The organism is Salmonella sp. HY31 (assembly GCF_042604575.1).
Lineage (GTDB): Bacteria > Pseudomonadota > Gammaproteobacteria > Enterobacterales > Enterobacteriaceae > Salmonella > Salmonella diarizonae.
In genome coordinates this window covers 190444-212607 of sequence record NZ_CP170479.1, presented here as the reverse complement: position 1 = coordinate 212607, position 22164 = coordinate 190444, and the positions used below count along the sequence as shown (strand labels likewise).

The 22164-nt window shown below is 55.2% G+C and carries 16 protein-coding genes and 1 pseudogene; 5 read left to right on the top strand and 12 right to left on the bottom strand.

Annotation, left to right across the window (positions count from 1 at the left end; all coding sequences use genetic code 11):
• Positions 1-17 precede the first annotated feature (17 nt).
• The 6 genes from bcsC to bcsR are packed head-to-tail and all read right to left on the bottom strand — an operon-like array spanning position 18 to position 10539.
• A complete protein-coding gene (bcsC, locus tag ACE15A_RS00975) occupies positions 18-3560 on the bottom strand; it encodes a cellulose synthase complex outer membrane protein BcsC (protein WP_053508011.1) in 3543 nt (1180 codons plus the stop codon).
• Positions 3542-4651 (bottom strand): cellulose synthase complex periplasmic endoglucanase BcsZ, encoded by a 1110-nt coding sequence (gene bcsZ / locus ACE15A_RS00970; protein WP_024149655.1) that lies wholly within the window; start codon positions 4649-4651, stop codon positions 3542-3544. Before bcsZ ends, bcsC begins: the two co-directional genes overlap by 19 nt.
• A gap of 3 nt (positions 4652-4654) precedes the next feature.
• Positions 4655-6955 (bottom strand): cellulose biosynthesis cyclic di-GMP-binding regulatory protein BcsB, encoded by a 2301-nt coding sequence (bcsB, locus tag ACE15A_RS00965; RefSeq protein WP_053508014.1) that lies wholly within the window; start codon positions 6953-6955, stop codon positions 4655-4657.
• A 10-nt stretch (positions 6956-6965) separates the two neighbouring features.
• Positions 6966-9590 carry a UDP-forming cellulose synthase catalytic subunit gene (gene bcsA / locus ACE15A_RS00960; protein WP_053508016.1) on the bottom strand — a complete coding sequence of 875 codons (2625 nt, stop codon included), beginning with the start codon at positions 9588-9590 and terminating at the stop codon, positions 6966-6968.
• Positions 9587-10339 carry a cellulose biosynthesis protein BcsQ gene (gene bcsQ / locus ACE15A_RS00955; RefSeq protein ID WP_053508018.1) on the bottom strand — a complete coding sequence of 251 codons (753 nt, stop codon included), beginning with the start codon at positions 10337-10339 and terminating at the stop codon, positions 9587-9589. Before bcsQ ends, bcsA begins: the two co-directional genes overlap by 4 nt.
• Positions 10340-10350: 11 nt before the next feature.
• Positions 10351-10539 (bottom strand): cellulose biosynthesis protein BcsR, encoded by a 189-nt coding sequence (bcsR, locus tag ACE15A_RS00950; RefSeq protein WP_000282617.1) that lies wholly within the window; start codon positions 10537-10539, stop codon positions 10351-10353.
• A 244-nt stretch (positions 10540-10783) separates the two neighbouring features.
• Between bcsR and bcsE the strand changes: the two genes are divergently transcribed.
• From bcsE to bcsG, 3 genes are read left to right on the top strand one after another with little or no spacing between them, the layout of a single operon-like run.
• Positions 10784-12355, top strand: coding sequence for a cellulose biosynthesis c-di-GMP-binding protein BcsE (gene bcsE, locus ACE15A_RS00945; RefSeq protein ID WP_023247775.1), 1572 nt, complete (start codon positions 10784-10786; stop codon positions 12353-12355).
• Positions 12352-12543: a cellulose biosynthesis protein BcsF gene (gene bcsF / locus ACE15A_RS00940; RefSeq protein ID WP_023247774.1), complete on the top strand. Its 192-nt coding sequence runs from the start codon at positions 12352-12354 to the stop codon at positions 12541-12543. Before bcsE ends, bcsF begins: the two co-directional genes overlap by 4 nt.
• Complete coding sequence (bcsG, locus tag ACE15A_RS00935) at positions 12540-14219, top strand: cellulose biosynthesis protein BcsG (protein WP_053508021.1); 1680 nt, start codon at positions 12540-12542, stop codon at positions 14217-14219. Before bcsF ends, bcsG begins: the two co-directional genes overlap by 4 nt.
• Before the next feature lie 81 nt (positions 14220-14300).
• On the opposite strand, the gene ACE15A_RS00930 is transcribed toward bcsG, so the two are convergent.
• Positions 14301-14408 (bottom strand): type I toxin-antitoxin system toxin Ldr family protein, encoded by a 108-nt coding sequence (locus tag ACE15A_RS00930; RefSeq protein WP_001537650.1) that lies wholly within the window; start codon positions 14406-14408, stop codon positions 14301-14303.
• Between the two features lie 321 nt (positions 14409-14729).
• Here ACE15A_RS00930 and ACE15A_RS00925 point away from each other — a divergent pair.
• Both ACE15A_RS00925 and ACE15A_RS00920 read left to right on the top strand, forming a co-directional pair.
• Positions 14730-14933, top strand: a pseudogene (locus tag ACE15A_RS00925) (PLP-dependent transferase); the annotation flags it as partial.
• Positions 14934-15050: 117 nt separating this feature from the next.
• Entirely contained in the window at positions 15051-16349 is a 1299-nt protein-coding gene (locus ACE15A_RS00920; RefSeq protein WP_053508023.1) for an aromatic amino acid transport family protein, read from the top strand.
• A 100-nt stretch (positions 16350-16449) separates the two neighbouring features.
• Here the strand turns inward: ACE15A_RS00920 and dppF are convergent, their stop codons facing one another.
• The 5 genes from dppF to dppA all read right to left on the bottom strand — a co-directional run bounded on the left by dppF (position 16450) and on the right by dppA (position 22151).
• On the bottom strand, positions 16450-17463 hold the full coding sequence (gene dppF / locus ACE15A_RS00915; RefSeq protein WP_023247769.1) for a dipeptide ABC transporter ATP-binding subunit DppF: 1014 nt from the start codon (positions 17461-17463) through the stop codon (positions 16450-16452).
• Entirely contained in the window at positions 17460-18443 is a 984-nt protein-coding gene (dppD, locus tag ACE15A_RS00910; RefSeq protein ID WP_023247768.1) for a dipeptide ABC transporter ATP-binding protein, read from the bottom strand. The genes dppF and dppD overlap by 4 nt, the downstream gene beginning before the upstream one ends.
• 10 nt (positions 18444-18453) lie before the next feature.
• A complete protein-coding gene (dppC, locus tag ACE15A_RS00905; protein WP_064055960.1) occupies positions 18454-19356 on the bottom strand; it encodes a dipeptide ABC transporter permease DppC in 903 nt (300 codons plus the stop codon).
• 9 nt (positions 19357-19365) lie between these two features.
• Positions 19366-20385 carry a dipeptide ABC transporter permease DppB gene (gene dppB, locus ACE15A_RS00900; RefSeq protein WP_000938839.1) on the bottom strand — a complete coding sequence of 340 codons (1020 nt, stop codon included), beginning with the start codon at positions 20383-20385 and terminating at the stop codon, positions 19366-19368.
• A gap of 158 nt (positions 20386-20543) precedes the next feature.
• The gene (gene dppA / locus ACE15A_RS00895) at positions 20544-22151 is read right to left on the bottom strand and encodes a dipeptide ABC transporter periplasmic-binding protein DppA (RefSeq protein WP_053508027.1); all 1608 of its coding nucleotides are present in this window, start codon (positions 22149-22151) and stop codon (positions 20544-20546) included.
• Positions 22152-22164: the final 13 nt, after the last annotated feature.

The following is a 22164-nucleotide window of genomic DNA, read 5'->3' as shown; positions in this document are numbered from 1 at the left end:
TAGGCCTGACACAATGATTACCAGTCAGCATAAGGCACCAGAGGCTGCGGCGGTAAATCCATATCCCCCTGCCAGCCTGCTGCGGAATAACGGACATACAGCAGCAGATGACTGGGGGTATAGTCTTTCGCCTGCTGAATATCGACTGCCGTACCAATAAACCAGTTGGCAGTGACCCGGCGTTCAATGAGCGCCCGCGCGGTATAGCCAAATCCCTGGCTGCTGCCACCGCCATTGGTCTGGTCACGCGCATCCTCCTGATACTCCGCCGGAATCAAATTCATCAGCGGATAACGCGGCATGGTACGGGTACGGGAGTGCGACCAGGATACCGAGCCGCCTAACTCCCACGACCAGTTTTCCGTACGCTGCCGCCACATCACCGGCACCGCAAACGACAGGTATTCCTGCGGGCTATAATAACCGCCCTGACCCAGTGAATAACCGCTCAAATCCTTGTCGTAATGCCAGATCATGTTATTCAGCCCAACGGTAACGCGGCGGTTATTCTCGTTAATCACCTTATAGTAATAACCGGTCATCCAGCGCACGCGCCAGTTATCTTCCACATTTTTACCGCTCAACTGGTCGCCGCTGAGCGACGCCCACACGCCGTTTGCTTCGCCTTTATCATAGCTGAGAGTGACGCCGCCGCCGTTGGCCCGTACGCCGCCCCATTTGGTGCCGGTATTGCTGGTGGCATCCTTTTGCCCGCCAAACGCCAGCAACGAACTGGAGATCGGGCGACGATGCGCGTTCAGGGTATAACCCAACGGCCCGATATCGTCGCTATAGCTCACGCCGCCGACCACATCAACGACATTAAAGCCCATCGGCGTCGTGCCGATATCCCAACGCCAGGTCTCATTCTGCCAGCCGACTGCCACGCTCGCGCCCGTATCGGCCTGGCTACGGTGTCCACTGCATTTCTCCAGCGTACAGGTGCCCCAGTTATTATCGTATTTCCCATCCGCATCCGTAGAGAAGCGGCCAACATCCATATTAACCATATCAGTACGAAAGAACGCCCGTCCGTCCGACCAGGGCGCATCCACCTGAAGCATCGTAGTATGCGCCTTCAGATCGGAGTAGCCGCCAGTACCGCTCGACCCCCAATAATCGTGCGCCAACGTGACATTGAGATCCTGCTGACGGTACAACTCCGCCGCATCGCTACGCACGCCGCGTTTTAACCAGTCATCTTTTTCATCATTGCGCGTCAGTCGGGTAAAGGTATCGTTATCCTGTGGACGAACCGGCGTAATCGCCGCCGCGACCATGGCATCTTTGTAGGTCTCCAGCGCCCGCTGCGGCTCGCCCGTTTGCGCCTGAAAATCGGCGGCGTCACGCAATACCATCGCGCTTTCCATTGATGGCGGCTGTGCTTTTGCCTGCGGCGTAATGCGGTTGAAGGTCCGCGCCGCCGCCGCGATATCGCCAAGCTGGAGCTGCGCCAGTGCGACGCGGCGCTGCATGTTAATAGAGGCGATTTGCGCCGCAGGCAGCGCCGCCAGTTGAGCGCGCGCCGCGGCGTTATCACCCTGTGCGATGTCGATTTCCACTCGCCCCAGCATGGCATCGACATTACCCGGTTCACGCGCCAGAACGGCGTCATAAGCGGCGCGGGCCGCCGCATTATCGCCACGCTGCTGCGCCCAATCCGCCAACGTTAACGCAATGCGCGTAGAGGGCGGCTGCTGACGTAACAACGCTTCCGCTTCGCGTTCTTTGCCGCTATCGCGCAAGCGGTTAGCGCTTTCCAGCGCCTGGTTACTTTGCAATCGGTCCGCCAGTTCCTGAATATTGCTGTTCCACTGGCTGGGTGGCAGGGTATTGAGATGCGCCAGCGCCGCCCGGTCCCGATCGCTGCCGGAAAGATAAAGCCCATAAGCATAGACCTGTTCCGGATCGTTTAGCTTCTGCTGCGCCAGAGAGCGCATTTGCGCATCGGCCTGGGCGTGCTGCCCGGCCTGCCACAGATCGCGTGACAGTCGGTACGTCACCCACACGCTACCCGGATCTAATGCCAGCCGACGACGGTGCAGCTCAGCGGCCTGCGCCCATTCGCCCTCGCTTTCCAGCGTTTCCGCCTGCTGCGCCAGACGGTCATTTTCCAGACTGCGTTCGATATCGTCGATACTGCGCCGCTGGCTGGCGGAAAGAGAAGCGATAAACGCGGCGGCTTTTTGCGGCGACTGCTGGCGATAGAGATTCGCCAGCCCGCGCACAGCATTGGTATTACCGCTATCCATACGCAGCGTCTGCTGATAATAACGTTCGGCGGCAGCATTATCTTGGCGCGCCATCGCCACATCCCCCAGCCCCAGCACCGCGTAGCTGTCAGTGTTATCCACCGCTCGCGCCTGCTGATAGAAACGCTCCGCCTGGGCCAGATTATTAGCCTTTAAGGCGGCGTCGCCCTGCTGAATTAACAGCCAGTAGCGATTGACCTTCAGCAGACTCTCCCACTTATCGCGGCTGCTGCTGTGCGGCGCCATCGCCAGCGCCTTTTCAAACTGCGCGACGGCGCGGGCGCGATCGCCACGCTGTGAGTATGCCTGCCCCAGCGCACCAACCGCCTCGCTATCGTCCTGCCGGGCGCTCACCGCCTGCTGCAATTGCGCAATGGCGTTACCGCCTTCTCCGGCATTAACCGCCGCGATGCCTTGCGAGCGCGCGCGGAACGCCGGATCGGCTAACTGTTTTTGTTGCTCGCTAAGCTGGGTGCGAGCGGCAGACACGCTATCGCCTTCGCTAAACTGCGTCAGATAGTCTTGCAACGCTTTTACGCTGGCGTCGCTCACCGGGAGATCTTTTATCTGCTGGTACCAGATGGCGGAGGCCGCGCCGCGTCCCGTACTGGATTTCGCCATCTGTTTTAGCACCGCGAATCCCTCATCGCGCCGCCCGCTGGCGAACAACAGTTGCGCCAGCGCATTTTGCAGAGCGTTATTACCCGGGCTGACGGCATTGATTTTCTGTAACTGGTTAATCGCTTCATGACGGCGGGCGGGCAATTTCGCCACGGTCGTCCAGTATTCGACCGCCAGTTCGCCCTCCGGCGGATAACCTTTAAACAGCTTGTCGTAGCTGGCGATCGCTTGCTCAGTATGGCCGGTCGTCGCCAGTAAACGCGCCTCCTGCAAAGACTGGCGTCCTTGCGGCGTGGAGAGCAGCATCGCGGTGCGGGAAGATTGATACGCCGTCGACTCCGGCGCCAGTTGCGCCAGCCGGTCAAGTAGCTTCTGCGCCCCGTCGCTATCCCCCTGCCGCAACAGATAGCGGAAACGGGCGGCGATAACCTGTGGATCATTTGGGTCGATCAGTTCCAGCCGATAGAGCGACTGACGGACTAAGTCCTCACGGTGCATGGCCTCTCCCAGCCGAACCTGCTCCAGCAACTGTTGCTGCGCGGAGGTCGCTGCGTCGGCAAGCGGAGTTAGCGCCATACCAAGCGATAAACCCAACAATGCCCGATAAATGCCCCTTTTACCGGGTAAGGCATTTCGACCGCCAGCCGGCAAAAAAGCGTGCATGAGACTTAACGTGAACTTACGCATTCCTGGCCCCAGTCAGGTAATAATTCACCTTTGACGGTGAAGCGAAAACGGTGCTGATCCCAGCCTTGTCCAAAGAGAGTCAGCACATAGTTGTAATAGGCATCGCTGCCAGGAAAATGGTCTGTGACCCGCTGTCGCTGCACGGCCTGAGCATCGCGATTTTGCAGGAAAGGCAGTAAGGCGGCGGAAAACCCGACCGGCCCCGTCCCTTGTGCGTTCCCGCTGGCGACATCAACTTTTTCCGGTGGAACGCCGTTTTTTATGGTTAACGTCGCCATCGGTTTAAATCGCGCCAGTAAACGCGCTTTTTGCGGATCGCCATCATGCATCATTCCCGCCCATAAATAGACGCGAATCGCATCGTAGCTACTGATCAGCGTCTTTTCCGCTTTCAACTGCCAGCCTTGCTTGCTTTTATAACGCACCCAGTCCGGCGAGAAACCTTTCGGCGCGGTTTCCAGCAAAAGCCGCAAATTGGTTTCCCGTAGCGTCGACCACGGCGCGCCAAAACGGCTAAAGTATTGCGCCAACTGCGGCGGCAGATAGCTTGGGTTAAAACGCCAGCTATTCGCCTCGGCAAAGCCGATTTTGCCAGGTAGCAGCATTGAGCCCAGCCCCGGCACATTCACGACCTCTTCGCGGGCGATGCGCTTTAACAACGCCGTGCCCACTTCGGTATAACGCGTCTCTTTCCACAGACGACCGGCCTCCAGCAGCGACCATGCCATCCAGATATCGCCGTCGGACGCGGAGTTGCTGTCCAGCACCGACCAGGTGTCGGGATCTTTTTGTCCCCACAGCCAGGCGGGCAGATGTTCACGCAGCGATCCCTGCGCCAGATTATTTTGCGTCCAGTTAAACAGTTGCGCGAACGCCGGTCGATCGTTCGCCGCCAGGGCAAAGAACATAGCGTAGCTTTGCCCTTCGGAGGTGGTAATTTTTCGCGCATCGCCCGGATCGATAACGCGTCCCTGCTGGCTAATGTAGTCTTTCTTGAACTGCTCCCACGCAGGCCAGCTACAGGCCGCCTGCGCATTTATTGCCGTCAGCATGACGATCATCGTTATCCATCCGCGCAGCATAGTCATCATGCATTACTCATGGTCAGGGTCGAGACGACGGCGACTGAGAATACGTAGCAGACGCCACAATACCCACGCCAGTAATATCACGCTGAGGGCCGCCAGTACCGCCAGCAGCACCGGATGATTCGCCAGCGCATACCACAGCCGCTCAAACCACGGCAGATGTCCGACGTAATAGATATCGCCAACGCGCAGACTGTGAACGCCGGACTCGCGGATCACCGCCACGGAACCAAACATCGCGGCGCGTTTACCGCTGTCGTTCATGGCGTCGTTCAGTAGCTGGTAGCCGCGCGGGCTGTCGGCCAGCAGAGCAATCACGCTGCGCTGATCATTAAACGGCGACTGGAAGCCCACCGCCGCCGCCATCGGACCGCTGGAGGTGACGGTGGACTGCGCATCCGCCGCGCGATCGGCTTCATCCGGCATAATCGACGGGAAAGCGGTCTGCCGCATTGGGGTTTTTACCCAGCTTTGTGTCGCCTGCACCAACAGATCGATACGCTTATCGTCTTTTAGCTTGTCCGGAATAGCGCCAATAATCAGCAGATCGGCGTCTTTGTCAGCGATCTGAGCGCTATCATCGGTGATTGTCAGATTAATTGCCGGGAAACCGGTCTGCCCGCCAATGGCACCGACCGTATTCAGCAGCGTTTCCATTTGCGCTTCGGTTGGGGTCTTCGGCATCACCGCCAGGGTGTCAGACAGGTCGGCCATCCGGCTGAACGGGAAACCGGCATTGGCGAACGCGCGTAAATCCGGCATCGCGATAAAGTGGTAATATTTCGAAAAATCGATAGTGGAGTCATCCCCTATCACCACATGATTCGGTACCGACTGGAAGGTAATACAGTTGTCCACCGACCCGCCCGGCATCGGGTTCATGTACTGGAAGTCAAAACGTAGCTGGTTCATCGCCCCCAGTTTTAGGGCCGGAATCGACACATCCGTTTTACCATCCAGCAATCCCTGAAGTACCGGCAAGCGCAACAGGAGTCGATTAGTTTCTTGCGTACTGTTAAGGCTAAAGGCTTGCAGGAACTGGTTATTCAGGCTGATATCCAGCCGCGAACTGTCTTTGGTCGGCGGCGAGGTATAACGGTAGTTGAGATCCATATCAATACCGTTGCTACGCAGCAAATAGAGGTCCGGCGGCAGATTCAAAGAAACGTTGATGGGCGCCGGCTCCAGCCCACTCGACTGGAGCTGCTCTTCATAGGTTTTCAGTTCGCCAAAGGTGACCGGGCGATCGGTACGCACCCAGTTCGGCGCATCGTACGGCTTGCGCGCCAGTAGCGGTTTTACATCGTTGACTACCACGCTGGAGCCACGAAAGAGAATATTCCCTTGCGCAATACCTTTTGCCGCCTGCAACAGATCTTTATCATCACGACCAAATACGACCAGCAACTTCACATACGGATTATCCGGATGGTTCATCATCTCGATAACCGGCGCGTTAACCGCAGGATGATCGCGCAGGAAATCGGGGCGTCGATCGTTGGTGGCGAACACGATCGCATTGCGATCCGGCAGGTGGTTATACAACACCGGGAAGCGCTGACCGCGCCAGCCCGCCCGCGAGCCAAACCAGGACGCGACAATAGAAGCCGCCTGCTGCTGCGCCAGATCCGGCACGTCAGCAAACACTATTGGCAACGTCACCGGACGGTTATCCCGCGGATCGAAAAACGGCACCGGGAAGTGGGAAAGATCGTTATTCACCGCCAGCATGTTATAGGTCAGATCCAGAGCGCTATTTCGTCCGATGTCCAACCACAGAGTACTGCTGGCCGGGTTTTCACATACGTCGCGATAATGGCCGACAAACTCCAGCCGTACCCGGTTAAAGTCGGTGATAAATAGCGGATTGATAGGTACCTGCGCCAGCGTCTTTTTCCCCAACTGCTCTTTTGTCACCGGCAGTACGCCCATCAGTTCATCATTGAGATAAACCTTAAGCTGCGACTGAACCGGCAGGAGCGATGGCGACGGCGTATATTCCAGATTCAGCACCGCTTTCGACGCCACTTCATCGCTGCGCATACCAAATTCAATGCCGCCGTTAGGGTTAACGCCACGCAGCGCCATACTGCCCGGCGGCGGCGCGATTTGCGCAAAGGTCAGCTTGACCTCGCGCGAAGGCGCGGTTTGCGCCACGACGGGCGCCTGATTTGCGAATGGCTGCGCAGGCTCGGTGGGTTCAGCATTTATCAATGGCGGCGTAGCAGGCGCCGCCGCCGTCATGAAAGCAGGAAACGCGCTTAATCCTATTACCGCCGCACAAATCCAGGACAATTTTCTTTTCATCGCATTATCATCATTGTTGAGCCTGAGCCATAACCCGATCCGACGGCTGTATCGCCGCTTGCCGCTCCGGGCGACGCGGAATAAACGATACAATCCAGGCAATTAACGCCGTCAACGATCGGAAAATTACTTTTACTGAAGGCGGTGCAAACTCCGCGAGATGGCGATAGCCGCGGAAGCCCAGCTTCAGAATATCCAGCAAGCTTTCCAGCGGTTTATCTTCCGGGAAGCTATCTTGCCAAAGCGCCCACGTATCGGCGCGAGCGAAGGTACACTGCACAAAATCAATATGTTGTTTGGTGGTGAGCGGCATCAGTTGCAGCCCTATCTCATTGCCCGTCACGCGCACCACCTGCGTTGGAAAGACATATTCCTGCTGCCCACGTTTAAGCAACAGGTTCACTTTCTGTCCTTCCAGCACCTGCGCCTGACCGTTGATCTTGATGCCTAACCCGCCGTCGGAGAAGTCATGTACGGTACAGGAGAACAAATGCCCATCTTCGCGGGCGATGGCCCCCGGCATGGCAATCTCGACCCGATGCGCGCGCCTGACCTGTTTACTCTCTACCGAAACCGCAACCGCGCCGCCGAGAATGACCAGGTTGTAGAAGACCCACACCAGGCTAACGATGACGGTCAGCATTTCATTTTCCGGCCCGTAATAGTATCGCCATACGCCCACCACCACACCGAGCAGGTTAAGCAAGACAAGGAAGATATACGGACGCGAGATTACCCAGTCGACGTACTTCTCTTCCACCAGCCCGCCTTTCGCCGTGACGTTAAATTTCCCTTTGTGCGGATTGATCAACGCGACCAGAGTCGGCGGCGCGATATACCATGCCAGTACCGTTTCATAGATTTCGCTCCAGAAGGAGTGACGATACTTACCCTGAATCTTCGAGTTAGTCAGGCTGGCGTGGATCATGTGCGGTAAAACAAATAGCGCAATCATCAACGCAGGCGCATAAATGATATAGGCGTGCAGCAGCAGAAAAGCCAGCGGCGCGGTCAGAAAGATCAGGCGCGGAATGCCGGACAAGAAATGGAACATTGCGTTGAGGTAGCACAGCCGCTGCGCCAGTTTTAAGCCTTTGCCAAACAGAGGGTTATCGAGGCGGAAAATTTGCACCATGCCCCGCGCCCAACGAATACGCTGCCCGATATGCGCCGACAGGCTTTCCGTCGCCAGCCCCGCCGCCTGCGGAATGCGCATATACGCAGAGGTATAACCGCGCCGGTGCAGCCGGAGCGAAGTATGCGCATCTTCCGTCACCGTCTCAACGGCGATACCGCCAATCTCATCCAGCGGCTTACGGCGAATCACCGCGCACGATCCGCAAAAGAAAGTGGCGTCCCACATATCGTTACCGTCCTGCACCAGCCCGTAAAACAGCGTGCCTTCGTTAGGCGTTTTACGAAAACGCCCCAGGTTGCGCTCAAAAGGGTCCGGGGAGAAGAAGTGGTGCGGCGTCTGCATCATCGCCAGCTGTTTCTCTTTCAGGAACCAGCCCATCGTCATTTGCAGAAACGAGCGCGTCGGCACATGGTCGCAATCGAAGATCGCCACAAACTCGCCTTTCGCGTGTTTTAGCGCATTGTTGATGTTGCCGGCTTTGGCGTGTTCATGCGTGGCGCGGGCAATGTAATGCACGCCAACATGTCGGGCAAACTGACGAAATGATTCTCGCCCGCCGTCATCAAGAATCCAGATATTCAGCTTGTCTTTCGGCCAGTCAATGCCAAGCGAAGCGTAAATGGTATTTTTGACCACGTTAAGGTCTTCGTTATAGGTCGGCACAAAAATATCCACTGTCGGCCACTGCGACATCTCTTTCGGCAACGGCACCGGTTGACGATTTAACGGCCACACCACCTGGAAGTACCCCAGCACCAGCACAATCCAGGCGTAGGTTTCCGCAAACAGCAAAATCAGTCCACACACCAGACTTACCGGGTCGTCCCAATTTAGCGTCGAGGTATAGCGCCACCAGATATAACGACAGGAGACCGTTAGCGACAGCACGATGAGCATCAGCGCGGAAAAGCGTCCCGGCATACGTCGTACCAATAGCGCAACGCCCCACAGCAACAGCAGAAAGATAAATTGCGATAGCGGGTTAAATGGCTGCGTAATACAGATCAGCGCCAGTATCAGTGAAAAGGTCACGATAACGCCCAGAATAAAACGTCGGACGCCGTTGCTAAGATGTCCCAGTTCTTTTTCCTTTTCCAGGTGCGTTGTCTTTTGGCGCACCCGCTCCGGTAAGGTATCCATCCATTGATGGTAACGTCCACGAACGCCCTGCAAGCGCGCAAATGACCGCCAGCGCGGTTCATGACGTTCTTTAGCTGACGAGATCATTACCAGCCAGAGGGTCTGAATGAGATATCGAGCCGGGTCCAGCGGGCGCGGGCGGGCGGCGTTAATATGCGGATAAAGCGCTTTATGCCCGGCGCGAATACGCTGCCAGCGCGGATGCTCAAGCGGAAACACTATCCACGCCAGAATCGTCCACAGGCAGCCGAGCGCTGCGCTAAATGGCGACGCGCCGTGGCGGCGGTAACCCTGATAGCGCTCGCTCAAACGCGCGCTGACCGGCGGGATAAGCAGCCACCGGGAAAGGGCGCTCATCGCGGGCTCCTGGCGGACGTTTTGTCTCCCGCATCGTGCAACAGGCACCAGTTCGCCAGCGTTAACACCTCTTCGGCGGCCAACGAATCGCTGCGATACTCGCCTAACGGTTGTTTCGACGCCATGCACTCCGCCATCGCCTCATCGCGATGGATCACCATAGGCAGCAATCGGCGCTGGCTTTGCAGCCAGACCTGGTACAGATCGTCTTGTAACTGGCTGCCGATGCGTAAGTCATTGATCAGAATATGCGCTCCGGCAGGCAACGCCTGTTGATGAAGGCGAATATGGCAGTTGGTGTCAACCCTGGCTACCGCCAGCGTATGGTCGCAGAGGCTCACCAACTGCCGTGTCAGTGGTGACGCGCCGTAGGGTAAGTCCAGTAAAATCCAGCTATAACGCCTGCTCGCTTTCAGCGCCTGGATAGCAGATCCGATCTCTCCCAGCGTCTCCTGCCAGGCCTGCGGATTTTCCCGCTCTTTCGTGGTGAGCTGTCCAAACGGCAGCAGATCAAGCTGCGAGGTATAACGTAACCCGGCATCACGCCAGTCATGGCCGTCCAGCAACGATCGCGCCCAACCGCCCTGATGGACGAAGTCGACGTTAAACGACATGCGCAGCAGGTTATCGGGGCTGGCGTCAATCACCAGGACATTTTCCCCTAAGATTTGTAACGCCCAGGCGAGTGCTGAGGTGATAGATGTGGTTCCCACCCCACCGCGCACGCCCTGCAATCCCAGAATCGCCATTTATGGCTTCCTTAATGTTGTTGCGCAAATTCAGCCAGGAGCGGCCATCTTTTAATCGCCGCCGCCAACTGTTCGCGTTGGGAAATATCGGTATAATCTATTTCGGGTAGTGAAAACGCCTGGCTTAATGCCAGAAAATCATTTTGAAAAGTGTAGCCCAACGTTGGATCGGACTGAGCGCCAGGTTCATTGTTATACATTCTGGTTGCTCCCTTTTAAATATTTCTCACTGGCAACATTACGCCCCGTCGTCAATACGGGAGAACGCGCATTTTTCGTCTTTCCGTGGCATCATTTATAATGTGTAAAAATGCAAAGCGCAGAGTTACAGGGCATCCTGCCGGACAAATTGATTCACATGCTAAATCTGATGCGTTTTAATTTCAATGTTAGGTTTATTTCTGTGCTTTCGCTAGTAAACTGATAAATAGTTAAAATAGTGACATGAGGGACACTGTGGACCCCGTATTTTCTCTCGGCATCTCATCATTATGGGATGAACTGCGTCATATGCCAACTGGCGGTGTCTGGTGGGTTAACGCCGATCGCCAGCAAGATGCCATCAGTCTGGTGAATCAAACGATTGCGTCACAAACGGAGAATGCAAACGTCGCCGTCATCGGCATGGAAGGCGATCCTGGCAAAGTAATCAAATTAGATGAATCTCACGGTCCGGAGAAAATCCGCTTATTTACCATGCCGGATTCAGAAAAAGGGCTATACTCTTTGGCCCACGATTTACTTTGTTCTGTCAACCCGACGCATTACTTTTTCATTCTTATTTGTACAAATAACACGTGGCGGAATATAACGTCAGAAAGCCTGCATAAATGGCTGGAAAAAATGAATAAATGGACTCGCTTTCATCACTGTTCATTGTTGGTTATTAACCCTTGTCATAATAGTGATAAACAATCCTCGTTGTTGATGGGCGAGTATCGCTCACTTTTCGGCCTCGCCAGTTTACGTTTTCAGGGCGATCAACATTTGTTCGATATTGCCTTCTGGTGTAACGAAAAAGGCGTCAGCGCCCGACAGCAGTTATTGCTATGTCAGCAGGATGAACGCTGGATGTTATCCCATCAGGAAGAGACGGCAATTCAGCCGCGTAGCGACGAAAAACGCATTCTCAGCCACGTCGCCGTCCTTGAAGGCGCGCCGCCGCTCTCGGAACACTGGGCGCTTTTCGACAATAACGAAGCGCTGTTCAACGACGCGCGCACGGCGCAGGCCGCGACGATTATTTTTTCTCTCACACAGAATAACCAAATCGAGCCGCTTGCTCGTCGCATTCATACTTTGCGGCGCCAGCGGGGAAGCGCGCTGAAAATTGTCGTGCGCGAAAATATCGCCAGTTTGCGTGCCACCGATGAGCGCCTGCTGCTGGGTTGCGGCGCCAATATGATCATTCCCTGGAACGCTCCGCTTTCACGCTGTCTGACACTTATTGAAAGCGTTCAGGGACAGCAGTTCAGCCGTTACGTACCGGAAGATATCACCACGCTGCTGTCGATGACGCAGCCGTTGAAACTGCGCGGTTTTCAGCCGTGGGATACCTTCTGCGATGCCGTCCATACGATGATGAGCAATACGCTGCTCCCCGCCGACGGGAAAGGCGTTCTGGTCGCGCTGCGCCCGGTGCCGGGCATTCGGGTTGAGCAGGCATTGACATTATGTCGGCCAAACCGAACCGGCGATATTATGACCATCGGCGGCAACCGTCTGGTGTTGTTTTTATCATTCTGCCGGGTCAACGATCTGGATACCGCGTTAAACCATATTTTCCCTTTGCCCACGGGCGATATTTTCTCTAATCGTATGGTCTGGTTCGAAGATAAACAAATCAGCGCCGAGCTGGTGCAGATGCGCTTATTGTCGCCGGAATTGTGGGGAACGCCGCTACCGCTGGCTAAACGCGCCGACCCGGTAATAAATGCCGAACACGATGGCCGCATCTGGCGTCGTATTCCTGAACCCCTGCGATTGCTCGACGACACCGCGGAGCGTGCATCATGATGACCATCAGCGATATCGTGCAACTTATTCTTTTTTGCGCGCTGATTTTCTTTCCGCTGGGCTATCTGGCGCGTCATTCGCTACGCCGTATGAGTGATACGACCCGGCTGCTATTTGCCAAACCTCGTTATGTAAAACCAGCCGGAACTCTGCGCCGCGCTACGAAAGTCAAGGCAGACAAAAAATGACTCAGCATACTCAAACACCCTCAATGCCTTCTCCGCTCTGGCAATACTGGCGCGGTCTTTCCGGCTGGAATTTCTATTTTCTGGTCAAGTTTGGCCTGCTGTGGGCAGGCTACCTGAATTTTCATCCTTTACTGAATCTGGTATTTATGGCGTTCCTGCTGATACCAATACCAAAATATCGCCTCCACCAGTTGCGCCACTGGATTGCTATTCCCGTCGGCTTCGCGCTGTTCTGGCACGACACCTGGCTGCCCGGCCCGCAAAGCATTATGAGCCAGGGTACGCAGGTGGCGGAGTTCAGCTCCGGTTATCTGCTCGATCTGATCGCTCGTTTTATTAACTGGCAAATGATCGGCGCCGTCTTTGTACTGCTGGTCGCCTGGCTATTTTTATCACAGTGGATTCGGGTCACGGTGTTTGTGGTCGCCATCATGATATGGCTGAACGTCCTGACATTAACCGGCCCGGTTTTTACGCTGTGGCCGGCAGGTCAGCCAACCGATACGGTGACGACGACTGGCGGTAACGCTGCCGCTACCGTCGCGACAGCGGGCGATAAGCCGATCATCGGCGATATGCCTGCGCAAACCGCGCCACCGACGACCGCGAATCTGAACGCCTGGTTGAACACCTTCTATACTGCGGAAGAAAAGCGGAAAACGTCGTTCCCGGCGCAGCTTCCGCCTGATGCGCAGCCGTTCGACCTATTGGTCATCAATATTTGTTCGCTCTCCTGGTCGGATGTCGAAGCGGCAGGCTTGATGTCACATCCGCTATGGTCGCACTTTGATATCTTGTTTAAACATTTTAATTCCGGTACGTCTTACAGCGGCCCGGCGGCCATTCGTCTGCTGCGCGCCAGTTGTGGTCAACCATCGCATACCCGGCTTTATCAACCAGCCGATAACGAATGTTATCTGTTCGATAATCTGGCGAAACTGGGCTTTACTCAGCATCTGATGATGGATCATAACGGCGAATTTGGCGGCTTCCTGAAAGAAGTTCGCGAAAACGGCGGTATGCAGAGCGAGCTGATGAACCAGTCCGGTCTGCCAACCGCCCTGCTGTCATTCGACGGCTCGCCGGTATATGACGACCTGGCGGTTCTGAACCGCTGGTTGACAGGGGAAGAACGTGAAGCCAGCTCCCGTTCCGCGACCTTCTTTAACCTGCTGCCGTTACACGATGGCAACCACTTCCCCGGCGTCAGCAAAACGGCGGATTATAAAATCCGCGCGCAGAAGCTGTTCGATGAACTGGACGCCTTCTTTACCGAGCTGGAGAAATCCGGACGTAAGGTGATGGTGGTCGTCGTACCGGAGCACGGCGGCGCGCTGAAGGGCGACAGAATGCAGATCTCAGGCCTGCGCGATATTCCCAGCCCCTCCATCACCAATGTCCCGGCGGGCGTGAAATTTTTTGGCATGAAAGCCCCGCATGAGGGCGCGCCGATTGATATTAACCAGCCGAGCAGCTACCTGGCGATTTCCGAACTGGTCGTACGCGCCGTGGACGGTAAGCTCTTTACCGAAGACAGTGTGAACTGGAACAAGCTGACCAGCAATCTGCCGCAAACCGCGCCGGTTTCAGAAAACGCTAATGCGGTGGTGATTCAGTATCAGGGTAAACCCTACGTTCGTCTGAATGGCGGCGACTGGGTGCCCTACCCGCAGTAAACCGAAAAAGGCCGCAAGGTTTCCCCTGCGGCCTGGTTCGGGCGCATGTTGCCATTACGGCGGACAGACGCTCAAAACGCATTACTTCCTGTCACGTAGCCAGTTGACGATCACACTGGCGATAATGCCAGCAATGATCGGCGCCGCCAGATCGTGCCAGAAGGCCACGCCCAACTGCGTAAGCGTCATATAGCCGCCTTGTTGCAATGGCAACCGTTCGCGGCTATCCTTGATGTGTTGAGGTTCAAGTTAGCCCCCGTCAGGTTGCCAGGTTTATACCAGTCAACGTGCGGGGGTTTTCTCTATCCAGCAACCTATGCCGCCGGGGATCAAGCCCCCGCAACATTGCGCCTCACCGGGTAAACCCGGCTTGCTGCTGATATTACGGTAAAACACCCGCCCCGGCACGGCGCTAACGTGCAATCTGCGTGACGCTTCGCAGACGACTACTTTTATTTGCCAGAATACATTCAGCATTTCTGAGACTGGCAGTCAGCCACTCAATTCTGTAAATTATGCCTCCTCGCGGCCAGTCCCGGTGATACCGAAACCCTCGTTCAGCATCCTGCGTCTATGACATATTCGCCTGTTGCGCCAGAGGAATGGCTAAAAGCAGGTATTACCGACGAACTTATCCGTCTTTCAGCGGGACCTGAAGATCCCGACGATATTATTCATGACCTTGAACGCGCCAGCAGAAAAGCAGCATTCTGACGATTGCGCGGCGAACCGCTGTCACCGGTTTGCCGCATCGGGTATCAAGGCACTATAGCCTGGTTATAGGCAGCATTCTTTATGAGAGAGCTGCGTATATTTTGGGCAGGGGGCTCTATGCAGGACGACACATTACCATTAAATAACAGTAAAGCAACGACCACACCGCTTTCAACGAGATTACCGTTTACAAAATATGATTTTGGCTGGGTGCTCTTGTGTATCGGTATGGCGATCGGCGCAGGTACCGTATTAATGCCTGTGCAAATCGGTCTCAAGGGGATCTGGGTATTTATTACCGCTTTTATCATCGCTTATCCCGCTACCTATATTGTGCAGGATATTTATCTAAAAACGTTGTCTGAAAGCGAAACCTGTGACGATTATACAGATATTATCAGTCACTACCTGGGCAAAAACTGGGGCGTTTTTCTCGGTGTAATCTATTTTCTTATGATTATCCACGGGGTGTTTATTTACTCCCTGTCGGTGGTGTTTGATAGCGCCTCCTATATAAAAACCTTCGGCCTTACTGAGGCCGATCTTTCGCAGTCTATTATCTATAAAGTCGCGATTTTCGCCGTGCTGGTCGCGATTGCCTCCGGCGGGGAAAAGCTATTATTTAAAATTTCCGGCCCGATGGTGGTGGTGAAAGTCGGGATCATTCTGATATTCGGTTTTGCGATGATCCCACACTGGAATCTTGATAATATTTCCGCCTTTCCCGCCGCATCGGTTTTCTTTCGCGACGTACTGCTCACTATCCCATTCTGCTTCTTTTCTGCGGTCTTCATTCAGGTGCTAAACCCAATGAACATCGCCTATCGTAAACGCGAACCTGACCGTGTGCTGGCCACCCGAATGGCGATTCGCACACACCGCATTAGCTATATTACGCTGATTGCTATTATTCTCTTTTTCTCGTTCTCGTTTACCTTTTCGATTAGCCATGAAGAGGCGGTATCAGCGTTCGAGCAGAATATTTCCGCCCTTGCGCTGGCAGCTCAGGTAATCCCTGGCCATATCATCCACATTACCTCCACCATCCTCAATATTTTTGCCGTACTTACCGCGTTCTTTGGTATTTATTTAGGTTTTCACGAAGCGCTTAAAGGTATTGTGCTGAATGTATTGAGTCGTATTATGGATGTCAAAAACGTCAACCCACTGTTACTGACCACTGGGATCTGTGTCTTTATCGTGGTTACTCTGGTCATTTGGGTTTCGTTTCGCGTCTCAGTATTGGTCTTTTTCCAGTTAGGCAGTCCGCTTTATGGCATTGTCGCGTGTATTATTCCCTTTTTCCTGATTTATAAAGTAGTGCAACTGAAAAAATTACGCGGTCTGAAAACCTGGCTTATTTTGTTATATGGAATATTGTTGTGCCTGTCGCCATTATTAAAATTGATTGAATAAGCCGTGCCAAAGAGCAATGCCTGGTGGCGCTACGCTTACCAGGCCTACCGATAGGGTGTAGGCCGGATAAGGCGTAGCCGCCATCCGGCATAAAATGCAGTTAACTCACCGATTTCTGCGGATTTTCATCCTGATCGACGGCAAAGCAGGCCACCAACTGACCGTCGTACTCTTTGAGCTGCGGCTGCAACTGCGTACAGGGTCCGAAGCGACGGCGGCAGCGGGCGTTGAAGGCGCAGCCCGGCGGCGGATTCAGCGGACTTGGCAACTCGCCGGTCAGCTTAATCCGCTCACGGCGATCGTCCGGATTCAGCCGCGGCGTGGCGGAGAGCAACGCCTGGGTATACGGATGACGTGGATTGTTAAAAATCTGCTCTTTGGTCCCTTTCTCCACGCAGCGGCCTAAGTACATGACCATCACTTCATCGGCGATGTGTTCCACCACCGACAGGTCGTGCGAGATAAAGACATAAGACAGCCCCATATCCTGTTGCAAATCCATCATCAGGTTCAGCACCTGGGCGCGCACCGACACGTCGAGCGCGGAGACCGGTTCGTCGGCAATCACTACGTCCGGATCAAGCATCAGACCGCGGGCGATAGCGATACGCTGACGCTGGCCGCCGGAGAACATATGCGGATAGCGGTCGTAGTGCTCGGTTTTCAGCCCCACCTTCGCCATCATCGCCAGCGCTTTTTCACGACGCTGCGCTTTACTCAGGCTGGTATTGATCAGCAACGGCTCTTCCAGAATTTGCCCCACTTTCTTGCGTGGGTTCAGGGAACCGTAAGGGTTCTGAAACACAATCTGGATTTTCTGCCGCCGCAGCTTCTGCGCGTGCGGATCGTGTTTGAGCAGATCCTGCCCCTGGTAATAAAGCTCGCCGCCGGTTGGCGTTTCAATCATCGTCAGCAGGCGGCCCAGCGTGGATTTTCCACAACCGGACTCCCCCACTACGGCCAGCGTCTTACCGCGTTCGAGATTAAACGACACGCCGTCCAGCGCTTTTACCAGCCGTTCCGGAGAAAAGATCCCCTTCTTTACCGGGTAGTGTTTTTTCAGGTCGATAGCCCGCAACAGCGGCTGTTGCAAGGTGGCCTCATGCGTACTCATAGTGTGGGCCTCCCGGCATCATCGAGTGGGTAATGACATTTTGACTGACGTCCATCGTCCAGTTGGTTGAGAGCAGGTTCTTCCGCACGACATCTGTCCGTGGCGTAGGGGCAGCGCGGGTTAAGCAGACAGCCTGTCGGGCGGTCATATTTCCCCGGCACCACGCCCGGCAGCGAAGCCAGACGCGCTTTATCTTGCGCAAATTCCGGCAACGCGCGTAGCAGTGCCTGCGTATAGGGATGACGCGGCGCACGAAAAATATCCTGCGCATCGCCGGTTTCGACTACCTGCCCGGCGTACATGACGATAATTTTGTGCGCCGCTTCCGCCACCAGCGCCAGGTCATGGGTAATAAGCACCAGCGCCATGTTCTCTTTTTGCTGCAACTCCAGCAGCAGCTCAATGATTTGCGCCTGAATGGTCACATCCAGCGCCGTGGTCGGTTCATCAGCAATTAACAGCTTTGGTCGACAGGCTATTGCCATCGCAATCATCACTCGCTGACTCATACCGCCGGAAAGCTGGTGCGGATAGACATCCAGACGAGAGGCCGGATCGGGAATGCCCACCTGGTTCAACAGGTCAATCGCTCGCTGACGACGGGTTTTCTTGTTCCCGCCCTGGTGTACCTTGATGGCTTCCATAATCTGAAAGCCAACGGTATAGCAAGGATTGAGGCTGGTCATCGGGTCCTGGAAAATCATCGCTACTTCAGCGCCCACCAGGTTGCGACGTTCCTTCTCGGAAATGCGCTTCAGATCCTGTCCGTTAAAGAGCAGGTTTTCCGCCATCACGCGGCCTGGGTAATCGATAAGCCCCATAATCGCCAGCGAGCTGACGGATTTGCCGGAACCAGACTCGCCGACAATGCCGACCACTTCCCCCTGCTTCACGCTGTAGCTGATGCGGTCGACGGCTTTGAACGGTGTCCCTTCGTCGCCGAAGTGTACCGATAATTGATCTACATTTAATAACGCCATCTCGAACCTCTTACTGCTTCAGTTTGGGATCGAGCGCGTCACGCAGACCGTCACCCATCAGGTTAAATGCCAGCACCGTCAGCAGAATCGCCAGCCCCGGGAAGGTCACGACCCACCAGGCGCTTTGCGCGAACTGCAACACGTCAGAGAGCATGGTGCCCCACTCCGGCGTTGGCGGCTGCGCGCCCATGCCAAGAAAACCGAGAGCGGCCATATCGAGAATGGCGTTAGAGAAGCCCAGCGACGCCTGAACGATCAGCGGCGCAAGGCAGTTCGGGAAAATATTGACGAACATCTGACGCATCGCGCCTGCGCCCGCCACGCGAGAGGCAGTCACATAATCGCGGTTCACCTCTACCAGAACCGCCGCGCGGGTTAAGCGGACATAGTGCGGCAGCGCCACAAACGTCAACGCCAGTGCAGCGTTGACGATGGAGGGGCCGAAGATCGCCACCAGCACCAGCGCCAGCAGCAGGCTCGGCAGGGCCAGCATGATATCGACCACGCGCATGATGATGTTATCGACCAGACCGCCGAAGTAGCCCGCGACCAGGCCGAGAATAATCCCCATTACCAGCGACAGGACGACCACCAGACAGCCGACCAGCAGTGACAAACGCGCGCCATACATCAGGCGCGAGAGGACATCGCGACCAACATCATCCGTTCCCAGAATATGCGCCCAACTGCCGCCTTCCTGCCAGACCGGCGGCGCCAGCAGCGCATCGCGGAACTGCTCTGCCGGGTTGTACGGCGCAATAAAGTTGGCAAACACCGCAATCAGGATCACGATGACGACATACGCCAGCCCGACGACCGCGCCTTTATTGCGTTTGAAATAGTGCCAGAACTCTCGCAATGGCGTCATGGGCGCCGGTGCGGCAATAACATTATTTTCAGTAACCTGTGACATGATGGCCCCTTACTTCTTATGCCGAATACGCGGGTTCACCACGCCGTACAGCAGGTCTACCAGCAGGTTGACGAGAATAATCATCGTCGCTACCAGTAACACGCCGCCCTGCACTACCGGATAATCGCGGCGTTGCAGCGCATCGATCAGCCAGCGCCCCAGGCCGGGCCACGAGAAGATAGTTTCTGTCAGAATCGCGCCCGCCAACAGCGTCCCGACCTGCAGGCCGATCACGGTGACGACCGGCAACATGGCGTTACGCAGAGCATGGATGATAATGACGCGCATCCTGGTCAACCCTTTGGCGCGTGCGGTACGGATGTAATCCTCCCCCAGCACTTCCAGCATCGACGAACGGGTCATACGCACAATGACGGCCAGCGGGATTGTGCCGAGCACCATCGCAGGCAGGATCATATGTGCCAGCGCATCAATAAAGTTGCCCTCTTCGCCCCAGATGGCGGTGTCGATCAGCATAAAGCCAGTCAACGGATTGGTGTCATCAAGAAACACCATATCGCTCACGCGCCCGGAAACCGGCGTCAGGTTCCAGTGGACGGAGACCAGCATGATCAGCATCATGCCCCACCAGAAGATAGGCATAGAGTAACCGGTCAGCGCCAGGCCAACGGCAGTATGGTCGAAAATGGAGCCGCGCTTGACGGCAGCCAGTACGCCAACCGGAATCCCCACCGCAGTGGCGAAAATCATGGCGCAGACGCCAAGTTCCAGCGTCGCTTTAAAGCGAGGTACAAACTCGTCCCACACGGGGATTCGGCTTTTCAGCGAGATGCCTAAATCGCCATGCATCACCCCCCAGATATAATGGAGATACTGCTGCCACATCGGTTTATCAAGACCGAGTTCAGCCAACAGTTGAGCATGGCGCTCAGGGGAGATACCTCGCTCACCCGCCATGATCATCACCGGATCGCCCGGGATCATATGGACAAAGGCAAAGGTGAGAAGGGTAATACCGATAAACGTCGGGATGACGAGTCCCAAACGTCGGAGAATGAACTGCAACATAACCCGGATTCTCTCTCATGACGCACGGCCTGGAACCGTGAATCTGTATTGCTCACAAATCTTATCCCGCTCAAAAAATAGCCGAGGGGCGAAGCATAGTTGCCGGCTGGCGCTACGCTGATCCGGCCGACAAAGGCCGGAGCGTAGCGCTCTTTTAATTATTCGACAGAGACGTTTTCGAAGTGATGTTTGCCCAGCGGATCAACCACATAGCCTTTAACTTCTTTACGCACTGGCTCATAAACCGTGGAGTGAGCGATGATCAGCGCTGGCGCCTGGTCATGCATCACAACCTGGGCCTGTTTATAGAGTTCAATACGCTTGTTGTGGTCATCGGTCGCACGCGCAGGCTGAATGAGGTCTTCAAACGGCTTGTAACACCATTTTGAATAGTTGGAGCCTTGCTGCGCGGCATCGCAACTGAACAGAGTGGCGAAGAAGTTATCCGGATCGCCATTGTCGCCGGTCCAGCCCATCATCACCGTCTGGTGCTCGCCATCTTTAGCGCGCTTGAGGTATTCGCCCCATTCATAGGTGACAATTTTGGCCTGAACGCCAATCTTCGCCCAGTCCGCCTGGATCATTTCCGCCATACGACGCGCATTCGGGTTATAGGGACGCTGTACCGGCATCGCCCACAGATCGATGGTGAAGCCTTTTTCCAGACCGGCTTCTTTCAGCAGCGCCTTCGCTTTTTCCGGATCGTAGCCGTAGTCTTTAATATCGTCGTTATAGCCCCACATCGTCGGCGGGATCAGGTTTTTTGCGGCAACGCCCGCGCCCTGATAAACGGCTTTGATGATGGCCTCTTTATTCACGGCATAGGTCAACGCCTGGCGAACTTTGACGTCATCCAGCGGTTTTTTCTGTACGTTATAGGAGAGATAACCCACGTTCAGACCCGCCTGCTCCATCAGATTGATGTTTTTATCCTGCTTCATACGGGCGATGTCAGCCGGGTTCGGGTACGGCATCACTTGACACTCATTTTTCTGCAATTTAGCGTAACGCACGGAGGCGTCAGGCGTAATGGAGAAAACCAGGCGGTCAATTTTCGGCTTCGTGCCCCAGTAACCGTCAAAGGCTTTGTAGAGAATGCGGGAGTCTTTCTGATATTGCACCAGTTGGAATGGGCCAGTGCCAACCGGGTTCAGATCTACTTTTTCCGGCGTACCGGCTTTCAGCATATTGTCGGCATATTCTTTGGAAAGAATAGAGGCGAAGTCCATGGCTAAATCGGCAAGGAACGGCGCTTCCGGACGCGTCAGCACAAACTGCACGGTGTGATCGTCCACCTTCTTCACTTCGCTAATCAGATCCGGCAGCCCCATGCCTTCAAAGTATTCATAGCTGCCGCCAGACACTTTATGGTACGGGTTCTGCTCGTTTTTCTGCCGGTCGAAAGAGAACACGACATCATCGGCGTTCAGCTCGCGCGTGGGTTTGAAATCCTTGCTGGATTGCCATTTCACCCCTTTACGCAGGTGGAACGTATAGATTTTACCGTCTTCGCTGATATCCCACTTCTCAGCAAGACCCGGGATCACTTCCGTGGTGCCGATTTTGAATTCTACCAGGCGGTTGTAGATGGGCACAGCGCTGGCGTCATAAGTGGTACCGGAAGTAAACAGCTGCGGGTTGAATCCTTCAGGAGATCCTTCTGAACAATAAACCAGAGTTTTAGCCTGTACGCTTGCTGCAACGGTCATGGCTATCAGGCTCAGACCAAGCTTCAGCATCCCTGACTTCTTCAAGGAAATACTCATTCTTCTGCTCCAA